The following is a 26,412-nucleotide window of genomic DNA, read 5'->3' as shown; positions in this document are numbered from 1 at the left end:
CTTGGCCCGGAAGCCCGACCCCTCCTTTGGGTCGCGGTCCGAGGTCGGCAGATGGACGGCCATCCCGATTCGCGCCGATCCGGAAGTCCGCCCGTGCCCACCATGCCTGTCTCTCGCTCGTCCTTCTCCCCTCTGTCCCGTTCGGCGCGTCGCAGCCGCCTGCTGCGCAGCGCGTCCGCCGCGACGGCCGCCCTCGCCCTGCTCGCCGGCTGCTCGAGTGCCACGGCATCGCAGGCCGCACCCGCCGGAACGGCCGCGCCGAGCGCGTCCCCGTCCACCTCCGACGCGGCCTCCCCGATGACCGTGGACAACTGCGGCGTCGAGGTCACCGTCGACGGCCCGCCGCAGCGCATCGTGGCGATCAAGTCCTCCGCGATCGAGATGCTGCTCGCCCTGGGCGTCGGTGACCGGATCGTCGGCACCGGGTTCCCGGACGGCCCGCTGCCGACGGACCTCGCCGCGGACGCGCCGGACCTGCACCAGCTCTCGGACAAGGTGCCGTCGGCCGAGGTCGTGCTGCAGACCCGCCCGGACCTGGTCTACGCCGGATGGGAGTCCAACCTCACCGCGCAGGGCGCGGGCGACCGCACGACCCTGGCGGGGCTGGGAGTGGCGACCTACGTCTCGCCGTCGGCCTGCAAGGAGTCCGCCTACCAGCCGCACCCGCTCACGTTCGACGGGGTGTTCGGTGAGATCACGCAGATGGGCCGGCTGCTCGGCGTGCCCCAGGCCGCCGCTGACCTGGTCGCCGAGCAGCGCGCCGAGCTCGCCTCGATCACGCCGGACAGCCGCGGGCTGACCGCGCTGTGGTACTCCTCCGGTGACGACGTGCCGTACGTCGGCGCGGGCATCGGCGCACCTCAGATGATCATGGATGCAGTCGGGCTGACCAACATCGCCGCGGGCGTCCAGGACACCTGGACGTCGTTCAGCTGGGAGCAGGTCGCCAAGGACGACCCCGACGTCATCGTCCTGGTGGACGCCTCGTGGAACACGGCCACGTCCAAGATGGCCAAGCTCGCCGCGAACCCCGCGACCGCGCGGCTGTCCGCCGTCCAGCACCACCGCTACCTCGTCGTGCCCTTCCCCGGCACCGAGGCCGGCGTGCGCAACGTCCCGGTGGCGATGGACCTGGCCAAGCAACTGGCCGACCTGTGAGGCGTGGCCTGCCCGCTTGGGCGGCCTTCACGCTGGCGGCCCTGGTCCTGCTGGCTTCCCTCGTGGTGGCGGTGACGATCGGGCCGGCCGGGATCGCACCCGCGGACGTGTGGGCGACCATCGCCCACCACGTCGGCCTGCCCGCACCCGGCACCCTCAGCCCGCTGCTGGACGGGATCGTGTGGGAGCTGCGCCTGCCCCGCGTGATCACCGCCGCCCTGGTCGGCGCGGGGCTGGCGGTGGCCGGGGCGGTCATGCAGACGCTGGTGCGCAACCCGCTGGCCGACCCGTACCTGCTGGGGCTGTCCGGCGGCGCCTCGCTGGGGGCGGTGGCTGTCCTGGTGCTGGGCATCTCTGTGCTGCTGCCGGTGGCCGCGTTCGTCGGGGCGCTGGCCGCGCTGGTCGCGGCGCTCACCCTGGCCGGACGCACGAGCACCCTCACCCCGTCACGCACGGTGCTCGCGGGCCTGGCCGTGGGGCAGCTCGCGGCGGCCGGGACCTCGTTCGTCATCTTCTGGTCCGCGACCGGGGACTCCTACCGCAGCATCCTGGCGTGGCTGATGGGGTCGCTCGCCGGCGCGGAGTGGTCCTCGGTAGCCATCGCTGGCGTCGCGGTGGGTGTGGTGGCCACCGGGCTGGCGCTCGCGTCGCGGCCGCTGGATGCGTTCGCCCTCGGGGACACCGCCGCGTCGGCACTCGGCATCCCGGTATCTCGTGCGCGCTGGGCGATGCTGGTCGCCGTGGCCCTGCTGACCGGGGCGCTGGTCGCGGTCAGCGGGGCGATCGGGTTCGTCGGGCTCACCGTGCCGCACGCGGTGCGCCTGGTGGTGGGCGGGGGGCACCGGCGGCTGCTCGCGCTGAGCACCGTGGTGGGCGCGACGTTCCTGGTGTGGGCGGACACCGCGGCGCGGGCCATGTTCGCGCCGCGCGAGCTGCCCGTGGGGATCGTCACGGCGTTCGTGGGTGCACCGGTGTTCGCGCTGCTGCTCTGGCGCCGACGTGGACGGGAGGCGTGAGGTGCACCTCGATCGGCTGAGCTGGTCCGTCGACGGTCGGGTGATCGTCGACGGCGTGGACGTCACTCCCCCGACCGGCGCGCTGACCGGGCTGCTCGGTCCCAACGGCGCCGGGAAGTCGAGCCTGCTGCGGCTGGTCGCCGGGGTGCTGCACGGAGCGGGCGCAGTGCACCTGGACGGCACCGACCTGCTCGCGCTGCGCCGCCGCGAGCGCGCCCGTGTGCTGGCCTTCGTCGAGCAGGACGGCGGGGTCCCGGAGTCGATGACCGTGGCCGAGACCGTGCTGCTGGGCCGCACCCCGCACGGCGGCCTCCTGGCCGGCATGTCCGACGACGACCGGGACCACGCCGAGTGGGCCCTGGTCACCGCGGGAGCCGAGGCGTGGCGCGACCGGATGATGACCACGCTGTCCGGCGGCGAGCGCCAGCGCGTGCACCTGGCACGCGCGCTCGCCCAGGACCCGCGCGTGCTCCTGCTGGACGAGCCCACCAACCACCTGGACGTGCGCGCCCAGCTCGACACCCTCGCCGTGGTCGCCGACCTCACGGCTGCGGGTGTCACGGTGGTGGCTGCCCTGCACGACGTCAACCTCGCCGCGGCGAGCTGCGAGCACGTGGTGCTGCTGGACCACGGCCGGGTCGTCGCGGCCGGCCCCGTCTCCGAGGTGCTGCGGCCCGAGGTGCTCGAGCCCGTCTACGGCGTGCGGTGCACCGTGCTCGAGCATCCCCGGGACGGTCGGCCGGTGCTGGTGTTCGACCGCACGCCCCGCTGAGGGTCCAGGGCGCGGCCGGGCCCAGGACGGGCAGCCCGGCGTCAGTCCTGCGAGCGCGCGATCGTCGTGTTGTTGGCCTGCGCGCGCGGACGCACCACGATGCGGTCGATGTTCACGTGCGGAGGGCGGCTCAGCGACCAGGAGATCGTGTCGGCGATGTCGTCGGCGGTCAGCGGGGTGTACCCGGCGTAGACCTGTGCGGCCCGCTCGACGTCCCCGGCGAACCGCACCGTCGCGAACTCGGTCTCCACGGCGCCGGGCGCGATGTCGATGACCCGGATCGGCTCGCCCACCAGCTCCCAGCGCAGCGTCTCGGCCAGCATGCGCTGCGCATGCTTGACGCCGGTGTACCCGGCACCGCCCGGGTATGGGGCGAGTGCCGCGGTGGACGTGATCACCACGACGTCCCCGCCGCGCTCGCGCAGCATCGGCAGCACGGCCTGGGTGATCCGCAGCGTGCCCAGCACGTTGACGTCGTACATCCGGCGCCACAGCTCCACGTCCGTCTCGGCGATGGGCTCCAGGCCCAGGGCCCCGCCGGCGTTGTTGACCACGGCGTCCACCCCGCCGGTCGCGGCGAGGTGCGCGGCGAGCTCGGCGACGTCGGCAGCGCTCGTGACGTCGCAGACCCTCACCTCGATCCCGGTCGCGGCCGCGAGCGCGGCGAGCCGCTCCTCGCGTCGTGCGACGGCCACCACGGACCACCCCTCGGCGGCCAGTCGCCGTGCGGTGGCCGCGCCGATGCCCGCCGACGCCCCGGTGACCAGGACCCGACGGCCCGACGTCTCGTCCACTGTGCTCCTCCTGTGCGGTCGACCCTCGACCGGTGCGGTCGGTGCCCAGCATGTCAGCATCGGGCGCCGCACGGCCCGGCCAGCCCGCGCATCGGGCTCGACCCCGGTGCGAGGATGACGGCATGAGACTGACCGGGGACGACGCGGCCGACCGACTGCTCACCGATGACCCGTTCGCGCTGCTGACCGGCATGCTGCTCGACCAGCAGGTGCCGATGGAGAACGCGTTCGCCGGCCCTGCGAAGATCGCGGACCGGATGGGCGGCCTGGACCCGCAGCGGATCGCCGCGGCGGATCCCGAGGAGTTCGCCCAGCTGTGCGCGACTCCCCCCGCGGTGCACCGGTTCCCGTCCTCGATGGCGGGCCGCATCCAGACCCTGGCGCGCACCGTGGTCGAGGAGTACGACGGTGACGCCTCCCGGCTGTGGACCGACGGAGACCCGGACGGCCCGGAGGTGCTGCGCCGGCTCAAGCAGCTCCCGGGGTTCGGCGCGCAGAAGGCGCAGATCTTCCTGGCGCTCCTGGGCAAGCAGCGCGGTGTGCAGCCCGACGGCTGGCGCGAGGCCGCCGGCTCCTACGGCGAGGAGGGCTCGCTGCGCTCGGTCGCCGACGTGGTGGATGCGGACTCCCTGGCGAAGGTGCGCGAGCACAAGCGCGCCGTCAAGGCGCAAGCGCGTCGGGAGCGCGGCCGGTGAAGGTCGTGCTGCTCGCCGGAGGCGTCGGCGGGGCGCGGTTCACCCGGGGCCTGCGGGACCTGGGGCGCGCCGAGGACCTCGGGCTCGATCTGACCGTGGTGGTCAACACCGGCGACGACCTGTGGCTCGACGCGCTAAGGGTGTGCCCGGACCTGGACACCGTGATGTACACCCTGGGGGGCGTGATCGGCGAGCAGGGCTGGGGGCGGGCGGACGAGTCCTCGCGGGTGACCGCCGAGCTGCACGCCTACGGCCTCGGCTGGGACTGGTTCACCCTGGGTGACCTGGACCTCGGCACCCACCTGGCCAGGACCGAGCTGCTGCGCTCCGGCCTGCCGCTGTCCGCCGTGACCGCGCGCCTGTGCGAGCGCTGGCGGCCTGGCGCCACGCTGCTGCCCATGTCCGACGACGAGGTGGAGACCTGGGTCGAGGTCGAGGCGGACGGCGACGTCACCACGATCCACTTCGAGGAGTGGTGGGTGCGCCACCGCGCCGCCCTCCCGGCCCGACGCTTCGTGCAACGCGGCGTCGCCGGCGCGCGCCCCGCGCCTGGGGTGCTCGAGGCGGTCGCCGAGGCGGACCTCGTGCTGCTGCCGCCGTCCAACCCGGTGGTGTCGATCGGGACGATCCTCGGGGTGCCCGGCATCCGCGATGCGGTGCGCGGCGCGGCCGCACCGGTGGTCGGTGTCTCGCCGATCATCGGCGGCGCGCCGGTACGCGGCATGGCGGACGCGTGCCTGACCGCGATCGGCGTGGAGACGGCCGCGCGGACCGTCGCCGAGCACTACGGCGCGCGGTCCGCCGGCGGGATGCTGGACGGCTGGCTCGTCGACGACACCGACGCGGCCGATGTGCATGCGATCCGCGAGGCCGGCATCGAGGCCCGGGCGCTCCCTCTGCTGATGTCGGACCAGGCCGCGACCGCCGCCATCGCGCGCGCCGCGCTCGACCTGGGCCGCGAGCTCGCCGCGAGCCGTACCCGGCGCTGACGCACCCGACACGTCTTCGTGCTGGGCGAGCTCCCGACAGCGCGGCCCCTCAGTCCAGCGGAGCCAGCGCCGCGAGCGCGGCCGCCGTGGCCGGACCTACGCCGAGCCGGACTGCGGCCGCGAGGTCGTCCGCCGTGTCCACGTCACGGCGCAGGCCTGGGCCGGCCTCCACGACCCAATGGCCGGCCCGCTCGTGCGCGGCGCGCGAGCCGGGGCCGAAGGCCGGCCGCACCAGGTCGGGCCGGGTCGCGGTGAGCAGCGTGGTGCCCGTGCCCTCGGCGTCGGGAACCATGGCGCGCTCGTGGTCGGACGCCGCGGCTAGGGCCGCGTCGAGCTCAGCGGCCCGCAGCGCCGGCAGGTCGCCGAGCAGCAGGGCGACGGGGCCGCCAGGCACCACCTCGACCCCGGCGGCCAAGGCCGCGACCAGTCCCCTCCCCGGGTCCGGCACCATGCGCACGCCGTCCGGCAGCGCCGTGACCATCCGCGGCTCGGACGTGACCAGCACCACGCCCGTCACGGAGGCCGCGGCCAGCACGGCGGTGAGCGTGTCCCGGGCGAAGGCGAGCGCGAGCTCGGCCCGCGCGCCGCTGGGCGCCTCAAGCCGGGACTTGGCCAGCTCGAGGTCTTTCATGGGGACCACAACGGTCCAGACCGTCACGACCCGGGCTCCCGCTCGCCGGCCGCGGCGACCCCCGCGTCGTACCCGGCACGCCACGCCTCGTCGGCGCCCTGCCGGAACAGGTCGCTCTCGCCGTGCCGCTGCAGAGCGCGGGCACCAGGGCCGTCGTCGTCGGTGACGTGCCGGGCCAGACCTCGCACCACCGCCACCGGGCGGCCGGCCGCCTTGCCACGCACCAGATCGGTGGCTGCCGCGATCTCGTCGGCGACCGCCACCACCGTGGCGGAGAGCATCTGGCCGTGGGAGTCGGGAGTGCCGCGCAGGTCCTCAGCCACGCGCAGGCCGGCCGCGCCGATGGCCAGGTCCACCACGCCGTCGCGCCACGCGCGCCCTGCGGTGTCGGTGATCACCACCGCGACCCGCACGCGCAGCCGGCCGGTCAGCGCAGCGCGCAGCCGGCGCGCCGACTCGTCCGGGTCGACCGGCAGGAGCAGGACGGTGCCAGGTGCGGTGTTGCTCGCGTCGACCCCGGCGGCGGCCATCACCAGGCCCTGCGGGTTCTCCACGATGCGCAGGACCCCTCCGGGATGCTCCCTGGTCGCGACGACGCGCACCGTCTGCTCGGTGATCGCCTGCTCGCGGTCGTCGGCCGCGACCACCCGGCCTTCGGCCTTGGACACGATCTTGCTGGTGACCACGACGACGTCGCCGTCGGCGATCACATCCTCGAGGAGCGTGCCGATCAGGGCGCCCAGGTCATCGCCCGGGCGGACCTCTCCCATGCCGGCCGGTGCCCAGGCCTCCAGGCGGGCGCCCGGTTCGACGGGGGCGGTCACGGTGACTCGGCCCGGGCAGGCGTGGCCACGACCACTCGCGTGGCCCGGATGACCGCGACGGCGCAGCACGCCACCAGCGCCACGAAGACCAGCGTCGCGAGGCGGAAGGCGGCCGCCGGGCCGGCCACACCGTGCTGCGCAGCGCCGGCCAGCGCCATGACCAGCGCGACCGCACCTGCCACGGCTGCCAGGCCGGCGAACCTGACCAGCGCGGTGGACCACGGCCGGTGCGCGACCACGGCGCTCACCGGTGGAGCTGGGGAAGCACGTCGCGGCCGAAGACCTCGAAGAACTGCGCCTGGTTGCGGCCCACGTTGTGCAGGTACACCCGGTCGAAGCCGAGGTCGACGTACTTCTGGAGGGCGGCCCGGTGCACGTCCGGGTCGGCGGAGATGACCATCCGGCCCTCGAAGTCCTCCGGCCGGACGAGCTTGGCCATCTGCTCGAAGTCGTAGGGCGAGCGAATGTCGCCCTTGGGGAACTTCATGCCGCCGTTGGGCCACTGGTCCATAGCGTTGGCCATGGCCTCCTCGTCGGTCTCGGCCCAGGACAGGTGCACCTGAAGGAGGCGAGGCATCGTTGACGGGTCCTTGCCGGCCTCCCGCGCGCCGTCGTCGAACCGGGAGAACAGGGTCCCGATCTTCTCCAGCGGTGCTCCCACGGTGATCAGACCATCCGCGTGCCGGCCGGCGCGCTTGGCGGTGACGGGCCCGGCGGTGGCGACGTAGATGTCCGGCGGGGTCTGCGGCATGGTCCACAGCCGGGTCGACTCCAGGGTGTAGTACTCGCCGGCGTGCTTGACGTCCTTGCCGGCGAGCGAGCCGCCGAACAACTTGTTGATGATCTCGATGGCCTCGAACATCCGGTTGATCCGGACCGGCACCTCGGGCCAGTAGGTGCCCAGGATGTGCTCGTTGAGCGCCTCGCCCGAGCCCAGGCCCAGCCAGTGCCGCCCGGGGTACATCGCCGCGAGGGTGGCCGAGGCCTGGGCCACCAGCGCGGGGTGCCATCGGAACGTCGGCGCGGTCACGCCAGGGCCGATGTCCCCGGCGGTGCGCTCGGCGATCGCGGTCATGACGTTCCAGACGAAGCTCGCCTGGCCCTGCGCGGGGACCCATGGCTGGAAGTGGTCCGCGGCCATGACGCCGGAGAACCCATGCTGTTCGGCGAGCACCACGTGCTCGAGGATCTCGGACGGCGAGAACTGCTCGAGCGCCGCCGCCAACCCGACCGTGAGACCTGCCACCGTGACCACCCGTCCTCGTCGCCTTCGCCCCGACCCTAGGTCACGGCGCAGACGCACCGCGCGGTCAGCGCGTCAGCCGGATCAGCTGGATCCCGGGGACCAGGTACAAGGAGGCACCGACCAGGCTCGCGATCGCTCCACCCGGTGTCCCCTGGGCCAGGTTCGACACCGCGCCGAGCAGTCCCAAGGAACCCAGGACGGTCGCGATGATGCCAACTGCACGCAGCCGACCGGGTCGACCCAGGTCCGCCCGCTTGCGCCCGGAGACGGTGAGCCACATGAGCACGATCGCGATCGTGAGGTCGACGAGCATCGCGATGACCACGACGCCACCGATCGCGGCGCCGAGGTCGCCGTACCCGTACTCGTCGGGGGCGGCACCAGCTGAGCCCAGCATCACGAGACCGGCGAGCAGTCCGAGAACCCCGACCAACAGCTGAAGACTCAGCACGACGATCATCGTCCGCGACCACGCGTGGTGGGGATACGACCGCGCCGGCTGACCCCAGAACGGCTGGGCGTACGGGCCGCCGGCGTAGGGCGCCTGGCCGTAGGCCGGCTGCGCGTACGGCTGCTGCCCATAGGGCTGCTGCCCATAGCCCGGCTGCTGCCCGTAGGGCTGCTGCCCATAACCCGACTGCTGGCCGTACGGCTGCTGGCCGTAGCCCGACTGCTGCCCGTACGGCTGCTGGCCGTAGCCCGGCTGCCCGTACGGCTGCTGACCGTAGCCCGGCTGCCCGTACGGCTGCTGACCGTAGCCCGGACCGCCTGCCGCGTACCCCGCCCCGTCGGGTTGCTCGGGGGCGACCGCGTACGGGTCGGGTGGCGGGTCGGCGGGCTGCCAGAACTGCTGGCTCATCGGGTCCCCTATCGGTGGCGCGGGCCCGCCGGCGCGACGGACCGTCCCGGTCATCGGCAGGTCGCACGTCGGCCATGAGTCGGTCACGCGGAGATCACCCGCAGCGGCGCACAGGCCCGTGGCCGTCACTCGTAGGAGATCGCCTCCAGCACGTCCAGGCGCGCCGCCCGGACCCCGGGCCAGACCGCCGCGACCACACCCACCGCGACCGCCACACCCAGGAACACCCCGAGCTGACCCCAGGGCACCACCAGCGTGGACAGGCCCTGGTCGGCGAAGACGGTCGGCAGCGTCGACGCCAGACCCGCACCGATCGCCACACCGAGCACCGTCCCGAACACGGCTGTGAGGACCGACTCGATCGTCACGACGGTGGCGAGCTGGAGCCTGCCCAGACCGACCGCTCGCAGCAGACCGATCTCCCGGGTGCGCTCGGCGATGGACAGGGCGAGGGTGTTGACGATGCCGAGGGCAGCGATCACGATCGAGAGTCCGAGCAGCGCGTACAGGATCACCAGGATCTGGTTGACCTGCTCGGCGAGCCGGTCCGCGAACTGCTCCTTGTCCAGCACGGAGACCACGACGTACGGCTTGGCGGCCGCCGTCAGCTCCGCTCGTACCTGCTCGCCGTCGGCGCCCGCCGCCACCTCGACGAACACCGTGTTGATCGAGCCCTGAGCGGGCGGGACCACGGCGTCGAACAGCGACTGGGGCGCGATCACCGTGCCCTGCAGAGAGCGCGAGTCGATGATCGCGCCTATCCGGACCTCGCGGCTCCCCGCCCCTCCGGTCACCTCGACCGTGTCCCCGACCGCCCATCCCTGCGCAGCAGCCATGGAGCGCAGCACGACGATCTCGCCGGAGGCCAGGGCCGCGGTGTCCCCCGAGTCCACCGGGACGTCCAACGAGTGGTCGAAGACCCCCGGGTCGACGCCTGTCACGAAGGTGTCGCGTCCACCGACGGTCGCCGGACCCACGTGCAGCGTGTCGACGTGCCCGACGCCGGGCAGCCCGGAGACCTCGGAAGCCAGGTCGGCGGGCACGTCGCGGGTCGCGGACTGGAGCAGGAAGTCAGCGGTGGCCTCGCTGTCGACGATCGTGCGCGTCGACGCCTGGGTCGAGGCCGCCAGGACGGAGGCGGCGCCCACCAGGGCCATGCCGATCATCAGGGCGCTGGCCGTGCTCGCCGTGCGCCTCGGGTTGCGGGTCACGTTGCCGCGCGCAAGGCCGCCGAGCGGGCGCAGGGCAGCCGCCGCGGGGGCGGCCAGCAGCCGCAGGCCTCCCGGCACGGCGCTGGGAGCGAGCATCAGCGTCCCGAGCAGCAGGCAGGCGGCACCCAGCCCGAGCACGGGACCCGGGCTGCTCAGATCGCCGACCGACGCGGCCAGCACCGCGCCGACCCCGGCCAGGGCGAGCACGCCACCGGCCACCGCGCGCAGCACCGAGGCGCGGTCGTGGGTCGCGACGTCGTCCCGCATCGCCTCGACGGGAGGGGTGAGAGCGGCGCGGCGGGCCGGCACGAGGGCGGCCAGCACGCTCAGCGTCACACCGACCACGAGGGCGATCACGACGGTGAACCCGTCCAGCGGGATCTCGCCGGACAGCTCCATGCCCATCCGGTCCAGGACGACACGCAGCCCGGCCACCAGCGCGACTCCGGCTCCGATGCCCAGCCCCGAGCCCAGCAGCCCGACGACGGCGGCCTGGACGAGGATCGAGCCGAACACCTGGGTCGGCGACGCCCCGATCGCGCGGAGCATGGCGAACTCACGCTGCCGCTGGCGCACGATCATCTGGAACGTGTTGGCGATGAGGAAACCGCCGACGAACAGCGAGATCCCCGCGAACACCAGCAGGAACGTGGACACGAAACCCAGCGCGGAGGCGATCTGGTCCTTGGTCTCGGTGCGCACCGTGTCCCCGGTGACCACCTGGACGCCCGACGCGCCCGACAGCTCCTGGCGGACACGGTCGGCGAGGGTCGATTCAGAGATCCCGGCGTCGGCGTAGACGGCGATCGAGGAGGTGGTGCCGTCGGGCGCGTACGCCTGCCGCGCGGTCTTCGGATCCAGGAACACGATGGTCGCCCCGGCGATCGGTGCGCCGAACCGTACCTCCCCCACGACCGTGGCCTGCTGGACCGTGCCGCCCAGCACGACGCTCGTCGTGTCCCCGACGCTCAGGCCGGACGCCGCCATCGTGCTGGACTCCAGGGCGATCTCGCCCGGGCCGCGCGGCGCTCGGCCGGCGGCCACGCTGAGGCTGGGATCACCCGGCTCGAGCGCCATCGCGAAGCTCGGCGCCCCGTTGCCGCTGGACGTGGCGGTCCCGTCGGCGCCCACCAGGACGATCGGTCCGGAGATGTCGGGCACCACGTCGGTCACGCCTGCCACGGTCGCGATCCGGTCGGTCAGCGACAGCGGGATCGGGCTGCGGGTGGTCCCCGAGACCGGGCCCTGGTCGCCACCCGGTCCGCCACCGCCGGCCACCTCCGGGCCACGCACGTACACGTCACCGACGGTGCCGGCGTCGACGATCCGGTCGAAGGTCGCCGACATCATCGTGCGCAGCGCGAACGTCCCGGCCACGAAGGCGACGCCGAGCAGCACGGCGACCACGGACATGAGGAACCGCCCGAGGTGCGCACGGATCCCCCGCAGCCCGACGCGGGTCATCGTTCGACCGTGTCGGCCGGGGCGGCCACCGCAGCGGCGTCGAGCGCAGCGTGCCGGCCCCCCTCGAGCGCCGGCTCGTGGTGCGGCGAGGGGGCCGTGCCGGCCGGTGCGACGTGCCCGTGCTCCCGCTCGTCGTGACCGGCGTCGCCGTACAGCCGCAGCGCGTCGAGCACGGTCTCCCGTGTCGGGTCCTGCACCTCTCCGACCAGGCGGCCGTCTGCCAGGAAGAGCACCCGGTGCGCGTAGGAGGCCGCCGTCGGGTCGTGCGTGACCATGACCACCGACTGCCCGAGCTCGTCGACGGAGCGCCGCAGGAAGCTGAGCACCTCGGCCGCCGAGCGCGAGTCGAGGTTCCCGGTGGGCTCGTCGGCGAAGATCACCGACGGCCGCGAGACGAGCGCGCGGGCGCACGCCACCCGCTGCTGCTGCCCGCCGGACAGCTCGCTGGGCCGGTGGTCCAGGCGGTCCCGCAGCCCCACGGCGTCGACCACCGCGTCGAACCACTCCCGGTCCAGCGGCGCGCGCGCGATGTCCAACGGCAGGGTGATGTTCTCCTCCGCCGTCAGCGTGGGGATGAGGTTGAACGCCTGGAAGACGAAGCCGATCCGGGTCCGGCGCAGGCTGGTGAGCTTGCGCTGGTTCATCCGGCCGATGTCCAGCCCGTCGACGACGATGCTGCCCGCGGTGGCGGTGTCCAACCCGGCCATGCAGTGCATGAGCGTCGACTTGCCGGAGCCGCTGGGCCCCATGATCGCGGTGAGCTCGCCGCGAGCGAGGTCCACGTCCACGCCGTCGAGCGCGCGCACGGCAGCCTCGCCCTTGCCGTAGATCTTGACGAGACCCCGCGCGGAGGCGATCTGCGCCTTGTCGGTGGGGTCCTGTGCGAGTGCCCGCATGTGCTCTCCTGATCGTCCCGGCGTGTCCTGGGGACGATCCTGCAGCAACCAGCGCCGGCGGGTCATCAGGGACAACCCTGGGCCGGCCCTGATCATTGCGCGCGCGGACCCCTGCTCCTGGTGCGCCGCTCGGGAGCTCGCGCCGGGCTCCCGAGCCTGCGCACGCGGCCGTGGTCATCCGCCGGTTCGAGCGGACAGCGGCCCTGGCGCACCGTGCGCCAGGGCCGCTGTCACGTCGGTCCGCCGCCTGCGGCCGAGGCCCGTCAGCCTCCGGAGGCGATCTCTCCCGTGTGCCCGTTGCACGCGTCACCAGGAGCCGGGACGACGTCCTTGAGGCCTGCCTTGACGAACATGCCGTAGCTCTGGACGGTGGGGAAGGCCGGCTGCTTCTCCGGGAAGCCGCCACCGGCCGGGTGGTAGGCGTTGAGCCCGGAGAACGCGCAGATCGACTGCATCACGTAGCCGGCGACGGGGGTCCAGCCACCGGTGCCGAACCCGTCCTGCGGGGGGCCGCTGATCTCGCCTGCATTCGCAGCACCAGCTCCCGCGATCGTCAGGAGCGGGGCGCAGACAGCCACCGCGACGATCCGTCTGATACGCATGGACAACTCCGTTCCGAGCCGCCCGGGCACGCACCGGGTGGAGCGCTTCGCCGGTGAAGGCTCTCCTTAGGGTGACCTAAGCATGCACCCGAGGGCGACCCCTGTCGATAGTCCGAAGCGAGGCGTCAAGGGACCAAGGTCCGGGCCGGACATGCCTCAGTTCCGGCGTGACCACCGAGGGACGTGACCGGCTCGGCACGCACGCGTGCCCGAACTGCACGACCCGTGCGCGTCCACCCCGCGATCTCTGGGAGAATCACCGGCCATGAGCGACGACCAGCCGATCCGCCCTGTCCCGTCGACCCCGTCGGCGTCGCGCGTACCGGACAAGGTCAGCCTGGACGGTCTCGAGGACAAGTGGGACGGCGTCTGGCGCGAGCAGGGCACCTACGCCTTCGACCGCAGCAAGACGCGCGAGGAGATCTACTCGATCGACACGCCGCCGCCCACCGTGTCCGGCTCGCTGCACGTGGGCCACGTGTTCAGCTACACCCACACCGACGTGGTCGCCCGCTACCAGCGGATGCGCGGCCGCGAGGTCTTCTACCCGATGGGCTGGGACGACAACGGCCTGCCCACCGAGCGCCGCGTCCAGAACTACTACGGAGTGCGCTGCGACCCGTCGCTGCCCTACGACGAGGTCTTCACGCCCCCGCACGAGGGCGGCGAGGGCAAGAGCATCAAGGCGGCGGACCAGACCGCGATCTCGCGTCGCAACTTCGTCGAGCTGTGCGAACGTCTCACGGTCGAGGACGAGCAGCAGTTCGAGGCGCTGTGGCGGCACCTGGGTCTCTCGGTGGACTGGTCGCACCACTACCAGACCATCGACGAGCGCTCCCGGGCCGTCGCGCAGCGCGCGTTCCTGCGCAACCTGGCCCGCGGCGAGGCGTACCAGGCCGAGGCGCCGGGGCTGTGGGACGTCACCTTCCAGACCGCGGTGGCCCAGGCCGAGCTCGAGGCGCGCGAGTACCCGGGCCACTTCCATCGCGTCGCGTTCCACAAGGTCGAGGACGACACGCCGGTCCACATCGAGACCACGCGGCCCGAGCTCATCCCCGCCGTGGTCGCGCTCATCGCGCACCCGGACGACGAGCGGTACCAGCCGCTGTTCGGCACCCGCGTCCGCGACCCGCTGTTCGGCATCGAGATCCCGGTCCTCGCCCACCCCGCCGCCGAGCCCGACAAGGGCGCCGGCATCGCGATGTGCTGCACCTTCGGCGACCTCACCGACGTCCAGTGGTGGCGCGAGCTCCAGCTGCCCACCCACCCCGTCATCACCCGCGACGGACGCCTGCTGCGCGAGGTCCCGTCCTGGATCGAGACCGCGGCCGGTCGGCGCCGCTGGGCCGACCTCGCCGGCAAGACCGCCTTCTCCGCACGCACGGCCGTCGTCGACCTGCTGCGCGAGACCGGGGACCTGGACGGCGAACCCACCCCGACCCAGCGCATGGCGAACTTCTTCGAGAAGGGCGACAAGCCCCTGGAGATCGTCACCTCGCGCCAGTGGTACATCCGCAACGGGGGCCGCAACGAGGGCGCCGGCCAGGGCCTGCGCGAGCAGCTGCTCGCGCGCGGTCGGGAGCTGGAGTTCCACCCGGACTTCATGCGCGTGCGCTACGAGAACTGGGTGGGCGGTCTCAACGGCGACTGGCTGATCTCGCGCCAGCGCTTCTTCGGCGTCGCGATCCCGCTGTGGTACCCCGTGGACGCCGACGGCGCGCCTGACCACGAGCACCCGATCGTGCCCGCGGAGCACACCCTCCCGGTCGACCCGAGCAGCGACGTCCCGCCCGGCTACGGGGCGGACCAGCGTGGCGTCCCGGGCGGTTTCGTCGGCGAGGCCGACGTCATGGACACCTGGGCCACCAGCTCGCTGACCCCACAGATCGCCGGTGGCTGGGGCTGGGACGAGGACCTGTACTCCCGGGTGTTCCCCATGGACGTGCGCCCGCAGGGCCAGGACATCATCCGGACCTGGCTGTTCTCCACGGTGGTGCGTTCGCACCTGGAGTTCGGCTCGCTGCCGTGGAAGCACGCCGCCATCAGCGGCTGGATCCTCGACCCCGACCGCAAGAAGATGTCCAAGTCCAAGGGCAACGTCGTCACGCCGATGGGCCTGCTGGAGAAGCACGGCTCGGACGCCGTCCGGTACTGGGCGGCCAGTGCACGCCTGGGTACCGACGCCGCCTTCGACGAGGGCCAGATGAAGATCGGGCGCCGACTGGCGATCAAGGTCCTCAACGCCAGCAAGTTCGCCCTCGGCTTCGGCGAGGTCGCCGACGACGCGCGGGTGACCGAACCGCTGGACCGCGCCATGCTCGCCGGGCTTGCCGCCGTGGTCGACACCGCGACCGAGGCCCTGGAGGCCTACGACCACACGCGCGCGCTGGAGACCACGGAGACGTTCTTCTGGACGTTCTGCGACGACTACCTCGAGCTGGTCAAGGACCGTGCCTACGGGGCTGACGGCGTGCCGCCCGAGGCGACCGCGTCCGCACGCCTGGCGCTCGCCACCGCGCTGGACACCCTGCTGCGGCTGCTGGCTCCGATCATCCCGTTCGCCACCGAGGAGGTCTGGTCCTGGTGGCGTGCGGGGTCGGTGCACCGCGCGCCGTGGCCCACATCGGCCCCGCTGCGCGCGATCGCGGGCGACGCCGACCCGGCCACGCTCGAGGCCGCGGGTCGCGCGCTGGCTGCGCTGCGCAAGGTCAAGAGTGAGGCGAAGGTCTCGATGCGCACCCCGATCATCGCGGGCGAGCTGGCGGTGCCGAACGCCGACGCGGCCCTGGTCGAGACCGCATGGCGCGACGTCCTCGCCGCCGGTCGAGCCCGGGTCACGCTGGTCCCGGACGACGTCGAGGTCCCGCTCGTGCGCGAGGGGACCCTCGGGGACGCGTAGCCCTGGGACCTTGGTCCGGGGCGCCGAGATCCTGTATATCTATCGTCGATCCTGCATACTCTTCCACCGCCATTCCGAGAGGACCCCCATGGCTCGGCTCCGCATCGCCGCCCTCGGCGCGATCTCCGTCCTCACCCTCGCCGCCTGCAGCTCGACCGCTGGGAGCAGCAGCTCCGACGGCGCGTCCGAGGTGCCGCTCGTCACTCCCGGCACGCTGACCGTGTGCACCAACCCGCCCTACGAGCCCTTCGAGTACCAGGAGGGCGACAAGCTGGTGGGGCTCGACATCGACGTCGTCCAGCAGGTCGCGGACGACCTCGGCGTGACCCTCACCACCGTCGAGACCGGCTTCGACGGCATCCAGTCCGGGGCCGCGCTCAACGCGGGGACCTGCGATCTCGTCGCGTCGGCGATCACGATCACCGACGAGCGCAAGGGCAAGCTCGACTTCTCCGACCCGTACTTCGACGCCAACCAGGGCCTCCTGGTGCCCACTGGCTCCGGCCTCGACTCGCTCGAGTCGCTCGCCGGCAAGAAGGTCGGCGTGCAGCAGGCCACGACCGGCGCAGACTTCGCCAAGAAGAACAACCTCGACACCCTCGAGTACGAGGACCTCGGCCTGCAGATCCAGGGCCTGAAGAACGGTGACGTCGACGCCGTGATCAACGACATCGCGGTCCTCGGCCCGTACGCGACGGACGGCTACGAGGTCGGCACCGAGTTCGTCACGGGCGAGCAGTACGGTCTTGGCGTCAAGAAGGGGAACACCGCACTGCTCGACAAGGTGAACGCCACCCTCACGCGCATCAAGTCCGACGGCACCTACGACTCGATCTACACCACGTACATCGGGACCGCACCGAGCAAGGGCTGAGCGATGACGAGCCCGAGCGTGACGATGCCCCCAGGGCGTGCGCGGATGAGCCCGCGCAAGCGCGCCCGGTACTCCCGGGTCGTGCAGTACGGCGTCCTGGTGGTGATCGTCGTCGCCGTGGTCATGGGCACCGACTGGTCGAACATGCGCGAGCAGGTGTTCAACCTCGAGGCCGTCCAGAAGATGGCGTCCGACGTGCCGTACGCGTTCGTCAACACGGTGAAGTACACCGCGTCGGCGTTCGCGGTGGCACTCGCGCTCGGGCTCGTCCTCGCCCTCATGAAGCTGTCGTCGGTCCGGCTCTACCGGATCGTGGCCACGGGCTACGTCGAGTTCTTCCGTGGCGTCCCTGCCCTGCTCGTGGTGCTCGCCTTTGCCTACATCGTCCCCGTGGCGTTCCAGGTGAGGTTCTCCTCGGTGACCGTGACGATCGCCCTCGCACTCGGCATGGTCTCCGCGGCGTACCTCGCCGAGACCCTGCGCGCCGGGCTCCAGGCCGTGCCCAAGGGCCAGGTCGAGGCCGCCCGATCGCTGGGCATGACGTCCGGCCAGACGATGCGCTCCGTGGTCATCCCGCAGGCGTTCCGCATGGTGCTCCCCCCGGTCACCAACGAGATCGTGCTGCTGACCAAGGACACGTCACTGATCTACGTCATGGGCCTGGCGGTGCCCGACTACGACCTCACCAGACTCGCCCGATACACGCTGAACAACGTCGCTGTGGGCGGCCTGACCGCGTTCGTCGTGGTGGGCATCGCCTACCTGATGATCACGATCCCGCTCAGCGCCCTGACCCGGTGGCTGGAGCGCAAGACCGGAAGCAAGGGGCACGTGTGAGCGCCGTCGTCGAGATCTCCGGCCTGCGCAAGTCCTTCGGCGAGCGCGAGGTGCTCAAGGGCATCGACCTGGCCGTGGCCCAGGGCGAGGTCGTGTGCGTGATCGGGCCGTCCGGATCGGGCAAGTCCACGCTCCTGCGCTGCGTGAACCTGCTCGAGCAGCCCACCGGAGGCGCCGTGAGCGTGCTCGGCGTCGAGGTGACGGACCCGGATGTGGACATCGACCGGGTGCGCACGCATGTCGGCATGGTGTTCCAGCAGTTCAACCTCTTCCCGCACCGCACAGTGCTGGAGAACTGCACCATGGCGCAGCGCAAGGTCCTGCGGCGCGGAGCGTCCGAGGCCGAGGAGGTCGCGCGCCGCAACCTCGAGCAGGTCGGGCTCGCTGACCGCGCCGACTCCCACCCGGCGCAGCTCTCCGGTGGCCAGCAGCAGCGCGTCGCGATCGCCAGGGCCCTGAGCATGGACCCCGCGCTCATGCTCTTCGACGAGCCGACGTCCGCGTTGGATCCGGAGCTCGTCGGCGACGTGCTCTCCGTGATGCGCGATCTGGCCGAGGCCGGGATGACGATGATCGTCGTCACGCACGAGATGGCCTTCGCGCGTGAGGTCGCCGACCGCGTCGTGTTCATGGACGACGGGCAGATCGTCGAACAGGGTTCGCCGGACCACGTGATCGGCAACCCCGGCGAGGAGCGCACCCGGACGTTCCTGGCCCGCGTGCTCGACCCGACCCACCACCACGACGCCTGACGGGCCGCTAGGGTCTGAGCCACCGCCTGCCCCCTGGAGCCCCCCGTGCGCACCGCGACGTCGCCCAGCCTGATCGACCCGGCCCTGCCGTCCATCCCCGGCCTGCTCGCGGCGCGCCTGGAGCGCGCCCCGGCCAGCACCTTCTGCGAACGCAAGGCCGAGCTCGGCGGCACGTGGAGTGCCATGACCGTCCGGGCGTTCGTCGACCAGGTCAACGCCGTGGCGCGCGGGCTCGTGGCCCGCGGAGTCGAGCCGGGCGACCGGGTCAGCATCATGGCCCGGACGCGGTATGAGTGGACCCTGCTGGACTTCGCCATCTGGGCCGCCGGCGCGATCCCGGTCCCGGTCTACGAGACGTCGTCGAGGGACCAGATCGCCTGGATCCTCGGGGATGCCGGCGTGCGGCTCGCGCTCGTCGAGACGCCCGCGCACGCCGAGGTCACGCGTGCTGCGACGGCCGAGGTGCCGGTGCTCGTGATCGACGACGGCGCGGTGGAGGCCCTGGTCGCCGAAGGCCTGCACGTGCCCGAGGCCGAGATCGAGCGCCGGAGCGGCCTGGCCGGCAGCGACGACCTGGCGACCATCATCTACACCTCGGGCACCACCGGTCGGCCCAAGGGCGTCGAGCTCACGCACGGCAACTTCACGTCCCTGTCGCTCGAGGGCGCCACCGGCCTGCCCGAGGTCGTTGCCCACCCCGGTGCCAGGACCCTGCTCTTCATGCCGTTGGCGCACGTGTTCGCGCGCTACATCCAGGTGATGTGCGTCGCGTCGGGCTCCGTGCTGGGGCACACGCCGGACACCAAGAACCTCCTGTCGGACCTCGCGACGTTCCGACCGACGTTCCTCCTCGCTGTGCCGCGGGTGTTCGAGAAGGTCTACAACTCGGCCGAGCAGACGGCGTCCGCGAGCACCCTGAAGCTGAGCATCTTCCGCTGGTCCGCCAAGGTCGCGATCACCTACTCGCGCTCCATGGACACCCGACCCAGCCTGCGCCAGAAGCTCTGGCTGAAGGTGGCCGATGCCCTGGTGCTGCACCGGCTGCGGGCGGCCCTCGGTGGCCAGGCCCGCTGGGCCATCTCCGGCGGAGCTCCGCTCGGCGACCGGCTGGGCCACTTCTACCGAGGCCTGGGTCTGCACGTGCTCGAGGGCTACGGCCTGACCGAGACCACAGCGCCGACAGCCGTCAACATGCCCGCGAAGTCCAAGATCGGGACTGTGGGGCCACCGTTCCCCGGCGCAAGCATCCGGATCGCCGACGACGGCGAGATCGAGGTCTCCGGCGCGCACGTGTTCCGCGGGTACCACAACAACCCCGAGGCGACCGCCGTGGCGCTCGTCGACGGGTGGTTCCACACGGGCGACCTCGGGTCGCTCGACGAGGACGGCTACCTGACGATCACCGGCCGCAAGAAGGAGATCATCGTCACTGCCGGGGGCAAGAACGTCGCCCCGGCCGTGCTCGAGGACCGGTTGCGAGGCCACCCGCTCGTGAGCCAGGTCGTCGTGGTCGGGGACGGCAAGCCGTTCATCGCCGCGCTGGTCACGCTGGACGCGGAGATGCTGCCGGGCTGGCTCGCCGGCCACGACCTGCCGGACATGACCGTGGCCGAGGCCGCCCGGTCCAACGCCGTGCTGGCGGCACTGGACCGGGCCGTGACGCGGGCCAACCAGGCGGTCTCCCGCGCCGAGTCGATCCGCAAGATCAAGGTCCTCGACGTGGACTTCACCGAGACCAACGGCTATCTCACGCCGTCGACCAAGGTCAAGCGGGCCCGCGTCCTCACCGACTTCGCCGCGGAGATCGAGAGCCTCTACACCTGAGGCTCAGCGGCTCTTGCGGTGCCGGTCCGCCGTGTAGGCGGGTGCCGTCTCGTGCGGCGTGGCCGGGTCGGTCCAGCGCAGCACCGCGCCCACACCGTCCACCAGTGAGATGCTGCCCTCGACCGCGAACGTCACGCCGGCGTCCTGCCCGACCGCGCAACGCAGCAGTGCGATGTCGGCACGCAGTCGCCGCGGGTCCTGGCCCAACGCCTCGATCTCGCTGCGTCGTGTGCCAAGCGCCAGCGCGTCCTGACCGACCCACAGCTCCCGCTCGCCGAGCGGCGGCGGGTTCCCGGCCGCGTCCTCCACGATGACCAGCTCGGCCACCTGACCGCGCCGCAGCACGTCCACCACGTCGTCCAAGGCGGTGACGCCGGCGCCGCGGCCCAGCGCCTCCCGCAACCGGTCGACCACGGCCTCCCGGCGCCGCGCACGGTAAGCCTCCATCGCCTCGTGCAGACGCGCCGCGAACACGTCCTCCTTCACGCCGTCGGCCCGTGAACCGCCCGGCACCTCGACGAGCACCTCGGCCACAGCCTTGCCGACCTCGTCGCGCAGCATCGCGACCGCACGGACGTCGCCGGTCACGAGCACGACCTCGGGGTGCGCGAGGCCGACCAGACGGTCCAGCTCTGCCGCGACCGCGCCGACGTTGCGCTCCCAGGAGTCCTCCGCCCGGGTCTGGATACGCCGGTGCGACCAGCCGCCCGCGCGAGCCTTGTGCAGCACGTCGTGGCCGCCGACCACCTCCTCGTCGGGCAGGTCGACGCCGGACCACGTCAGGTCGGCACCGGTACGGTCGATCTCCACCAGCAGGTAGCGCACGGCCTCGTCGATCGCCTGAGCGGCAGGCATGAGGGACGGGACGCCGTCGTGGAACGCCTCCTCGTGGACCGGGGCGTCGGCGAGCACCCGGTCGAACAGGATCTCGGTGCCCGACGCCACCACGAACCTGCCGTGCGGCCCGGGCACGTGCGTGGGACGCAGCAACACGTCGGCGATCGTGTCGACGGTCTCCGCCGGTGCCTTCTGGTGGTCAAGGGCGCGCTTGAGCGCGCTCCATCGGTTCCGGATCTCGCGATCTCCGGCCTCGTCGGCCCTGGTGACATCCATGCAGACCGTGGTCAGCGGTCCGTCGTGGTCCAGCAGAGGCCTGAGCGAGTCGAGCTTCATCGCGCACCTTCCGTCGGGGTCTCCACACTCTCCGACCTGGCCGCGGCTCGCCAGTCAGGCGGACTTCTCCCTCGGAGTCCGCTTCGTCTCCCGCGGCACGATGGTCGGGTTGACGTTGTCCAGCACCGCGTCCCCCGTGATGACAACCCGGGCGACGTCGTCGCGGCTGGGCACGTCGAACATCACCTGCTGCAGCACTTCCTCCAGGATCGCCCGCAGCCCGCGCGCACCGGTACCGCGCAGCAACGCCTGGTCTGCGATCGCCTCGATGGCATCCTCGGTGAACTCGAGCTCGACACCGTCGATCTCGAACATCCGCTGGTACTGCTTGACCAGCGCGTTGCGCGGCTCGGTGAGGATCCTCACCAGCGCTGCGCGGTCCAGCGGCGAGACGGTGGTGATGACGGGGAGCCGGCCGATGAACTCCGGGATGAGCCCGAACTTCAGGAGGTCCTCCGGCATCACCTCGCCGTAGACGTCGGCGTCGTCCGCGCTGTGCAGCGGCGCGCCGAAACCGATGCCCTTGCGCCCGGCGCGCGACGAGATGATCTCGTCCAGCCCTGCGAAGGCACCGGCCACGATGAACAGCACGTTCGTCGTGTCGATCTGGATGAACTCCTGGTGCGGGTGCTTCCGGCCCCCCTGCGGTGGCACGGAGGCGGTCGTGCCCTCCAGGATCTTCAGCAGCGCCTGCTGCACGCCCTCGCCCGACACGTCGCGCGTGATCGACGGGTTCTCGCTCTTGCGCGCGATCTTGTCGACCTCGTCGATGTAGATGATCCCGGTCTCGGCCTTCTTGACGTCGTAGTCGGCCGCCTGGATCAGCTTGAGCAGGATGTTCTCGACGTCCTCGCCCACATAGCCGGCCTCCGTCAGCGCCGTCGCGTCGGCGATGGCGAACGGGACGTTGAGCATCCGCGCCAGCGTCTGGGCCAGGTACGTCTTCCCGCAGCCCGTCGGGCCGATGAGCAGGATGTTGCTCTTGGCCAGCTCGACGTCGACGTCCTTGGCCTCACCGGCCTGGACGCGCTTGTAGTGGTTGTAGACGGCGACGGCCAACGACCGCTTGGCGGTGTCCTGGCCCACGATGTACTGCTCGAGGAAGTCGTAGATCTCGCGAGGCTTGGGCAGCTCGACCATACCGACCTCGGTCGCCTCGGCGAGCTCCTCCTCGATGATCTCGTTGCACAGGTCGATGCACTCGTCGCAGATGTAGACCCCAGGGCCGGCGATGAGCTTCTTGACCTGCTTCTGGCTCTTCCCGCAGAACGAGCACTTCAGCAGGTCGGCACCGTCACCGATTCGTGCCACGGAGCCCTCCTCCCATTCGTGGGCGCAGCAACCACCACCATTGCACACCACCGCGGCCCGGCTGTCAGCCGGGAACCGGGCGTGTCTGCTCCGTTCGTGCGACCCAGGTCGAGTCGAGCGGCGGACACGCCCGGTTGCGGTGGGTCAGACGACCTGGGCCTTGCGGCTCTCGAGCACCTGGTCGACGATCCCGTACTCCATCGACTGCTGCGCGGACAGGATCTTGTCGCGCTCGATGTCGTTGCGAACCTTCTCCACCTCGTTGCCGGTGTGCCTGGCGAGCACCTCCTCGAGCCACTCGCGCATCCGGATGAGCTCGTTGGCGTGGATCTCGATGTCCGACGCCTGCGCGTAGCCCCCACCCTCGAGGGCGGGCTGGTGGATGAGCACCCGGGCGTTGGGCAGCGCGAGGCGCTTGCCCTTGGTGCCGGCCGCGAGCAGGACGGCCGCGGCAGACGCCGCCTGCCCCAGGCACACGGTGGCGATCTGCGGCTTGATGTACTGCATCGTGTCGTAGATCGCGGTCATCGCCGTGAACGAGCCGCCGGGTGAGTTGATGTAGACCGTGATGTCGCGGTCCGGGTCCTGCGACTCGAGCACCAGGAGCTGAGCCATGATGTCGTCGGCCGACGCGTCGTCGACCTGGACGCCCAGGAAGATGATCCGGTCCTCGAAGAGCTTGGTGTACGGGTCCTGGCGCTTGAAGCCGTAGGCCGTGCGCTCCTCGAACTGAGGAAGCACGTACCGCGAGGACGGCGCGCCGTAGGGCAGTCCGCGGCCACCGGCGAGCGAGGCCGCGCGGGCCAGGTAGTCGTGCTCGATGCTCACATTCACTCCTCAGCGGGTGGTGCCACCGCCGCCGGACACGGAGCCGGCGTGCGTGACGACGTGGTCGATGAAGCCGTACTCGAGCGCCTCGTCGGCGGTGAACCAACGGTCGCGGTCCGCGTCGGAGTTGATCTGCTCGATCGACTTTCCGGTCTGCTCGGCGGTCAGCTCGGCGAGCACCTTCTTCATGTGCAGGATCAGCTGGGCGTTGATCCGCACGTCCGTGGCGGTGCCGCCGATGCCGCCGGAGGGCTGGTGCATCATCACCCGCGCGTGCGGGGTGGCGTAGCGCTTGCCCTTCGCACCGGAGGACAGCAGGAACTGGCCCATCGACGCGGCCATGCCCATCGCGATGGTCGCCACGTCGGGCTGGATGTACTGCATGGTGTCGTAGATCGCCATGCCAGCGGTGATGGAGCCGCCCGGGGAGTTGATGTACAGCCAGATGTCCTTGTCCGGGTCCTCGGCGGCGAGCAGCATCATCTGGGCGCAGATGGCGTTCGCGTTGTCGTCGCGCACCTCGGAGCCGAGCCAGATGATCCGCTCGCGCAGCAGTCGGTTGAAGATGTGGTCGGACAGCCCGAGCTGGGGGCCCTCACCCCTCGCGCTCGGGGCGGTGGAGATGTCGTTCACGGCGCTCCTCGTCTCGATGTTCTTGGACCCTAACGCGGTGCCCAGGGCCGCCACGTCCGCTCCGGGGAGGTTTTCGCTGTCGGCGCACCCGGCGGGTCCGCCGGCCGTTCGTCCGCACCCCGCGCCCGACGCACGAGACCGCCGGTCCGCGCGTGTGGCGCGGGCCGGCGGTCTCGAGGTGCGCTCAGGAGGCGGGCGTCGCCTCGGCCTCGTCCTGCTCGTCGGCCTGCGACGCCTCGCCGGCCTCCGGCTCCTCGCCCTGGGCCTCCTCGTCGGTGCCGATGTACGGCGTCAGGTCCACCGCCGAACCCGTGGAGTCGACCACCGAGACCTGGCGCAGCGCCACGGCGACGGACTTGGAACGGCCGACCTCACCGATCATCGCCGGGATCTGACCCTGCTGGTCGAGGGTCTGGATGAACTCGTTGGGGTCCATGCCGTACTGCTGGGCGGCGTTGATCAGGTAGTCCACGAGCTCCTGCTGGGAGACCTTGATCTCGAGCTGCTCGGCGAGCACGTCGAGCAGGATCTGCTGGGTGAGGTTCTCGGTCGCGTCCTTCTCGACCTCGGCACGGTGCTCGTCGTCCTCGAGGCGACCCTCGGACTCCAGGTGCCGGTGCACCTCGGCCTGCACGACGCCGGAGGGGATCGGGATCTCGACCTGCTCACGCAGGGCCGTCAGCAGCGCGTCCCGCGCCTGCACCGCCTGGTTCGACGCCTTGGTCCCGGCGACCTGCACCCGCAGGTCGGCCCGGAGCTCCTCGAGCGTGTCGAACTCCGAGGCCAGCTGAGCGAAGTCGTCGTCCGGCTCGGGCAGGTCCCGCACCTTCACCGAGGTCGCCGTCACCGTCACGGTCGCGGTCTCGCCGGCGTGCTCACCGCCGGCCAGCGCGGTCTCGAACGTGGTGGTCTCCCCCGCCGAGAGGCCGACGAGCGCCTCGTCCAGGCCCTCGAGCATGTTGCCGGCGCCGATCTGGTAGGAGATCCCGCTGACCGCGTCGACCTCCTCCTCGCCCACGTGCGCAGCCAGGTCGAGCACCACGAAGTCGCCGTCGGCCGCGGGCCGGTCGACCCCGACGAGCGTGCCGAAGCGCTCGCGCAGGGAGTCCAGGCGAGCGTCCACATCGGCCTCGGTGACCTCGACGTCGTCCACGGTCACGGTCAGCGAGTCCAGGGCGGGCAGCGCGATCTCCGGGCGCACCTCGACCTGGGCGGTGAAGGTCAGGCCGCCGGTGGCCTCGGTCAGCGCCGGGATCTCGGTGACCTCGATCTCCGGCTGACCCAGCGGGCGCAGGTTCGCCTCGGTGATCGCCTGCCGGTAGAAGGTCGCCATCCCCTCGTTGACGGCCTGCTCGACGACGGCCGCACGGCCGATGCGCTGGTCGATGATGCGGGCGGGGACCTTACCCTTGCGGAAGCCGGGGACCTGCACCTGCGACGCGATCGCCTGGTAGGCGTGGTCGACGCTGGGCTTGAGCTCCTCCCCGGTCACCTCGACGGTGAGCTTGACCGTGGTGGCGTCCAGGGTCTCGACATCGCTCTTCACAGCAGTGGTCTCCAGATGTGGTGGTCAGGGGTGCGCGGGCAGGCGTGAGCCACGCGCTCGGCCCGTCGATCCTACGGCACCGGCCGCGCTCGTCGCGCGTGAGCCTCACCGGGTCGGGATGGCGGGATTCGAACCCACGACCTTCCGCTCCCAAAGCGGACGCGCTACCAAGCTGCGCCACATCCCGTGCTGCGCATCGTAGTGCCGCCGCTGCGTCGTCCGCCGTGTTCAGCCGGAGGGCTGCGTGCCACTACCCTGGGGCACGGCCCGGACGGGCCACGCGGACGTAGCTCAATGGTAGAGCCCCAGTCTTCCAAACTGGCTACGCGGGTTCGATTCCCGTCGTCCGCTCCGACGCGCGGAGCCGAGCGGGGCCCGTCCACCCTGCCGCGAGCGTGGGCCGCGGGCCGGAGAGCTCCTCACGGTGGGCGGGTCCGTCACGGGAGTCGTGGCCGCGCCCGAGCAAGCGCTGCAGCGAAAGAGGGCACGAGGGGAAGCGCAGGGAGGAGTGCCGCCTGGGAGGCGTGGTAGGCGTCGGGCTTCCCGGGCCGGACCGATACGCCCGGCCAGCACCCAGT

Annotated in this window: 24 protein-coding genes and 2 tRNA genes; 11 read left to right on the top strand and 15 right to left on the bottom strand. The window is 71.9% G+C overall.

The window, feature by feature from the left end:
- The first annotated feature begins 102 nt into the window (after nucleotides 1-102).
- From Q6348_RS08835 to Q6348_RS08825, 3 genes are read left to right on the top strand one after another with little or no spacing between them, the layout of a single operon-like run.
- Nucleotides 103-1,158 (top strand): putative F420-0 ABC transporter substrate-binding protein, encoded by a 1,056-nt coding sequence (locus tag Q6348_RS08835; RefSeq protein WP_304600928.1) that lies wholly within the window; start codon nucleotides 103-105, stop codon nucleotides 1,156-1,158.
- Complete coding sequence (locus tag Q6348_RS08830) at nucleotides 1,155-2,174, top strand: putative F420-0 ABC transporter permease subunit (protein WP_304600927.1); 1,020 nt, start codon at nucleotides 1,155-1,157, stop codon at nucleotides 2,172-2,174. Before Q6348_RS08835 ends, Q6348_RS08830 begins: the two co-directional genes overlap by 4 nt.
- Before the next feature lies 1 nt (nucleotide 2,175).
- Nucleotides 2,176-2,946 (top strand): ABC transporter ATP-binding protein, encoded by a 771-nt coding sequence (locus tag Q6348_RS08825; protein WP_304600926.1) that lies wholly within the window; start codon nucleotides 2,176-2,178, stop codon nucleotides 2,944-2,946.
- 41 nt (nucleotides 2,947-2,987) lie between these two features.
- Here Q6348_RS08825 and Q6348_RS08820 read toward each other — a convergent pair whose 3' ends face one another.
- On the bottom strand, nucleotides 2,988-3,740 hold the full coding sequence (locus Q6348_RS08820; protein WP_304600925.1) for an SDR family oxidoreductase: 753 nt from the start codon (nucleotides 3,738-3,740) through the stop codon (nucleotides 2,988-2,990).
- 122 nt (nucleotides 3,741-3,862) lie between these two features.
- Between Q6348_RS08820 and Q6348_RS08815 the strand changes: the two genes are divergently transcribed.
- Nucleotides 3,863-4,435 carry an HhH-GPD-type base excision DNA repair protein gene (locus tag Q6348_RS08815; RefSeq protein ID WP_304600924.1) on the top strand — a complete coding sequence of 191 codons (573 nt, stop codon included), beginning with the start codon at nucleotides 3,863-3,865 and terminating at the stop codon, nucleotides 4,433-4,435.
- Nucleotides 4,432-5,424, top strand: coding sequence for a 2-phospho-L-lactate transferase (gene cofD / locus Q6348_RS08810; protein ID WP_304600923.1), 993 nt, complete (start codon nucleotides 4,432-4,434; stop codon nucleotides 5,422-5,424). Before Q6348_RS08815 ends, cofD begins: the two co-directional genes overlap by 4 nt.
- Nucleotides 5,425-5,473: 49 nt before the next feature.
- On the opposite strand, the gene cofC is transcribed toward cofD, so the two are convergent.
- From cofC to Q6348_RS08770, 8 genes are all read right to left on the bottom strand, one after another.
- Complete coding sequence (gene cofC / locus Q6348_RS08805; protein ID WP_304600922.1) at nucleotides 5,474-6,082, bottom strand: 2-phospho-L-lactate guanylyltransferase; 609 nt, start codon at nucleotides 6,080-6,082, stop codon at nucleotides 5,474-5,476.
- Nucleotides 6,079-6,879, bottom strand: coding sequence for a coenzyme F420-0:L-glutamate ligase (gene cofE / locus Q6348_RS08800; RefSeq protein ID WP_304600921.1), 801 nt, complete (start codon nucleotides 6,877-6,879; stop codon nucleotides 6,079-6,081). The genes cofC and cofE overlap by 4 nt, the downstream gene beginning before the upstream one ends.
- Nucleotides 6,876-7,127, bottom strand: a complete 252-nt coding sequence (locus tag Q6348_RS08795; RefSeq protein WP_304600920.1) for a hypothetical protein — start codon at nucleotides 7,125-7,127, stop codon at nucleotides 6,876-6,878. The genes cofE and Q6348_RS08795 overlap by 4 nt, the downstream gene beginning before the upstream one ends.
- Nucleotides 7,124-8,125 carry a TIGR03557 family F420-dependent LLM class oxidoreductase gene (locus Q6348_RS08790; protein WP_304600919.1) on the bottom strand — a complete coding sequence of 334 codons (1,002 nt, stop codon included), beginning with the start codon at nucleotides 8,123-8,125 and terminating at the stop codon, nucleotides 7,124-7,126. Before Q6348_RS08790 ends, Q6348_RS08795 begins: the two co-directional genes overlap by 4 nt.
- Nucleotides 8,126-8,189: 64 nt before the next feature.
- The gene (locus tag Q6348_RS08785) at nucleotides 8,190-8,984 is read right to left on the bottom strand and encodes a hypothetical protein (protein ID WP_304600918.1); all 795 of its coding nucleotides are present in this window, start codon (nucleotides 8,982-8,984) and stop codon (nucleotides 8,190-8,192) included.
- Between the two features lie 125 nt (nucleotides 8,985-9,109).
- Entirely contained in the window at nucleotides 9,110-11,659 is a 2,550-nt protein-coding gene (locus Q6348_RS08780) for an ABC transporter permease (RefSeq protein ID WP_304600917.1), read from the bottom strand.
- Entirely contained in the window at nucleotides 11,656-12,555 is a 900-nt protein-coding gene (locus Q6348_RS08775; protein ID WP_304600916.1) for an ABC transporter ATP-binding protein, read from the bottom strand. Before Q6348_RS08775 ends, Q6348_RS08780 begins: the two co-directional genes overlap by 4 nt.
- A gap of 263 nt (nucleotides 12,556-12,818) precedes the next feature.
- Nucleotides 12,819-13,157 (bottom strand): hypothetical protein, encoded by a 339-nt coding sequence (locus Q6348_RS08770; protein ID WP_304600915.1) that lies wholly within the window; start codon nucleotides 13,155-13,157, stop codon nucleotides 12,819-12,821.
- 265 nt (nucleotides 13,158-13,422) lie between these two features.
- Between Q6348_RS08770 and valS the strand changes: the two genes are divergently transcribed.
- The 5 genes from valS to Q6348_RS08745 all read left to right on the top strand — a co-directional run bounded on the left by valS (nucleotide 13,423) and on the right by Q6348_RS08745 (nucleotide 20,343).
- On the top strand, nucleotides 13,423-16,056 hold the full coding sequence (gene valS / locus Q6348_RS08765) for a valine--tRNA ligase (protein WP_304600914.1): 2,634 nt from the start codon (nucleotides 13,423-13,425) through the stop codon (nucleotides 16,054-16,056).
- An 88-nt stretch (nucleotides 16,057-16,144) separates the two neighbouring features.
- On the top strand, nucleotides 16,145-16,930 hold the full coding sequence (locus Q6348_RS08760; protein ID WP_304600913.1) for a transporter substrate-binding domain-containing protein: 786 nt from the start codon (nucleotides 16,145-16,147) through the stop codon (nucleotides 16,928-16,930).
- Nucleotides 16,931-16,975: 45 nt separating this feature from the next.
- Nucleotides 16,976-17,767, top strand: a complete 792-nt coding sequence (locus Q6348_RS08755; RefSeq protein WP_304600912.1) for an amino acid ABC transporter permease — start codon at nucleotides 16,976-16,978, stop codon at nucleotides 17,765-17,767.
- On the top strand, nucleotides 17,764-18,519 hold the full coding sequence (locus tag Q6348_RS08750) for an amino acid ABC transporter ATP-binding protein (protein WP_304600911.1): 756 nt from the start codon (nucleotides 17,764-17,766) through the stop codon (nucleotides 18,517-18,519). Before Q6348_RS08755 ends, Q6348_RS08750 begins: the two co-directional genes overlap by 4 nt.
- Before the next feature lie 45 nt (nucleotides 18,520-18,564).
- Nucleotides 18,565-20,343 carry an AMP-dependent synthetase/ligase gene (locus Q6348_RS08745; RefSeq protein ID WP_304600910.1) on the top strand — a complete coding sequence of 593 codons (1,779 nt, stop codon included), beginning with the start codon at nucleotides 18,565-18,567 and terminating at the stop codon, nucleotides 20,341-20,343.
- Between the two features lie 3 nt (nucleotides 20,344-20,346).
- Here the strand turns inward: Q6348_RS08745 and Q6348_RS08740 are convergent, their stop codons facing one another.
- The 6 genes from Q6348_RS08740 to Q6348_RS08715 form a co-directional block, all read right to left on the bottom strand.
- The gene (locus Q6348_RS08740; protein ID WP_304600909.1) at nucleotides 20,347-21,516 is read right to left on the bottom strand and encodes a baeRF2 domain-containing protein; all 1,170 of its coding nucleotides are present in this window, start codon (nucleotides 21,514-21,516) and stop codon (nucleotides 20,347-20,349) included.
- A gap of 54 nt (nucleotides 21,517-21,570) precedes the next feature.
- On the bottom strand, nucleotides 21,571-22,827 hold the full coding sequence (gene clpX, locus Q6348_RS08735; RefSeq protein WP_304600908.1) for an ATP-dependent Clp protease ATP-binding subunit ClpX: 1,257 nt from the start codon (nucleotides 22,825-22,827) through the stop codon (nucleotides 21,571-21,573).
- Nucleotides 22,828-22,971: 144 nt separating this feature from the next.
- Entirely contained in the window at nucleotides 22,972-23,655 is a 684-nt protein-coding gene (locus tag Q6348_RS08730) for an ATP-dependent Clp protease proteolytic subunit (RefSeq protein ID WP_304600907.1), read from the bottom strand.
- A gap of 9 nt (nucleotides 23,656-23,664) precedes the next feature.
- Entirely contained in the window at nucleotides 23,665-24,288 is a 624-nt protein-coding gene (locus Q6348_RS08725; RefSeq protein ID WP_304600906.1) for an ATP-dependent Clp protease proteolytic subunit, read from the bottom strand.
- A 184-nt stretch (nucleotides 24,289-24,472) separates the two neighbouring features.
- Entirely contained in the window at nucleotides 24,473-25,834 is a 1,362-nt protein-coding gene (gene tig / locus Q6348_RS08720) for a trigger factor (RefSeq protein ID WP_304600905.1), read from the bottom strand.
- A 113-nt stretch (nucleotides 25,835-25,947) separates the two neighbouring features.
- Nucleotides 25,948-26,021, bottom strand: a tRNA-Pro gene (locus Q6348_RS08715).
- Nucleotides 26,022-26,114: 93 nt separating this feature from the next.
- On the opposite strand from Q6348_RS08715, the gene Q6348_RS08710 reads away from it, so the two are divergent.
- Nucleotides 26,115-26,185, top strand: a tRNA-Gly gene (locus Q6348_RS08710).
- The last annotated feature ends 227 nt before the right edge of the window (nucleotides 26,186-26,412 follow it).

It is taken from the genome of Actinotalea lenta (assembly GCF_030586465.1).
Classification (GTDB): domain Bacteria; phylum Actinomycetota; class Actinomycetes; order Actinomycetales; family Cellulomonadaceae; genus Actinotalea; species Actinotalea lenta.
Note: the sequence above shows the minus strand (reverse complement) of the source record. Positions and strands in the feature narration are given on the sequence as shown.

Coding starts and splice junctions, on each gene's coding strand:
- Q6348_RS08760 (WP_304600913.1), top strand. CDS start 16,145: ATGGCTCGGCTCCGCATCGCCGCCCTCGGCGCGATCTCCGTCCTCACC.
- Q6348_RS08835 (WP_304600928.1), top strand. CDS start 103: ATGCCTGTCTCTCGCTCGTCCTTCTCCCCTCTGTCCCGTTCGGCGCGT.
- Q6348_RS08775 (WP_304600916.1), bottom strand. CDS start 12,555: ATGCGGGCACTCGCACAGGACCCCACCGACAAGGCGCAGATCGCCTCC.
- Q6348_RS08770 (WP_304600915.1), bottom strand. CDS start 13,157: ATGCGTATCAGACGGATCGTCGCGGTGGCTGTCTGCGCCCCGCTCCTG.
- Q6348_RS08815 (WP_304600924.1), top strand. CDS start 3,863: ATGAGACTGACCGGGGACGACGCGGCCGACCGACTGCTCACCGATGAC.
- Q6348_RS08780 (WP_304600917.1), bottom strand. CDS start 11,659: ATGACCCGCGTCGGGCTGCGGGGGATCCGTGCGCACCTCGGGCGGTTC.
- Q6348_RS08785 (WP_304600918.1), bottom strand. CDS start 8,984: ATGAGCCAGCAGTTCTGGCAGCCCGCCGACCCGCCACCCGACCCGTAC.
- Q6348_RS08740 (WP_304600909.1), bottom strand. CDS start 21,516: ATGAAGCTCGACTCGCTCAGGCCTCTGCTGGACCACGACGGACCGCTG.
- Q6348_RS08755 (WP_304600912.1), top strand. CDS start 16,976: ATGAGCCCGCGCAAGCGCGCCCGGTACTCCCGGGTCGTGCAGTACGGC.
- valS (WP_304600914.1), top strand. CDS start 13,423: ATGAGCGACGACCAGCCGATCCGCCCTGTCCCGTCGACCCCGTCGGCG.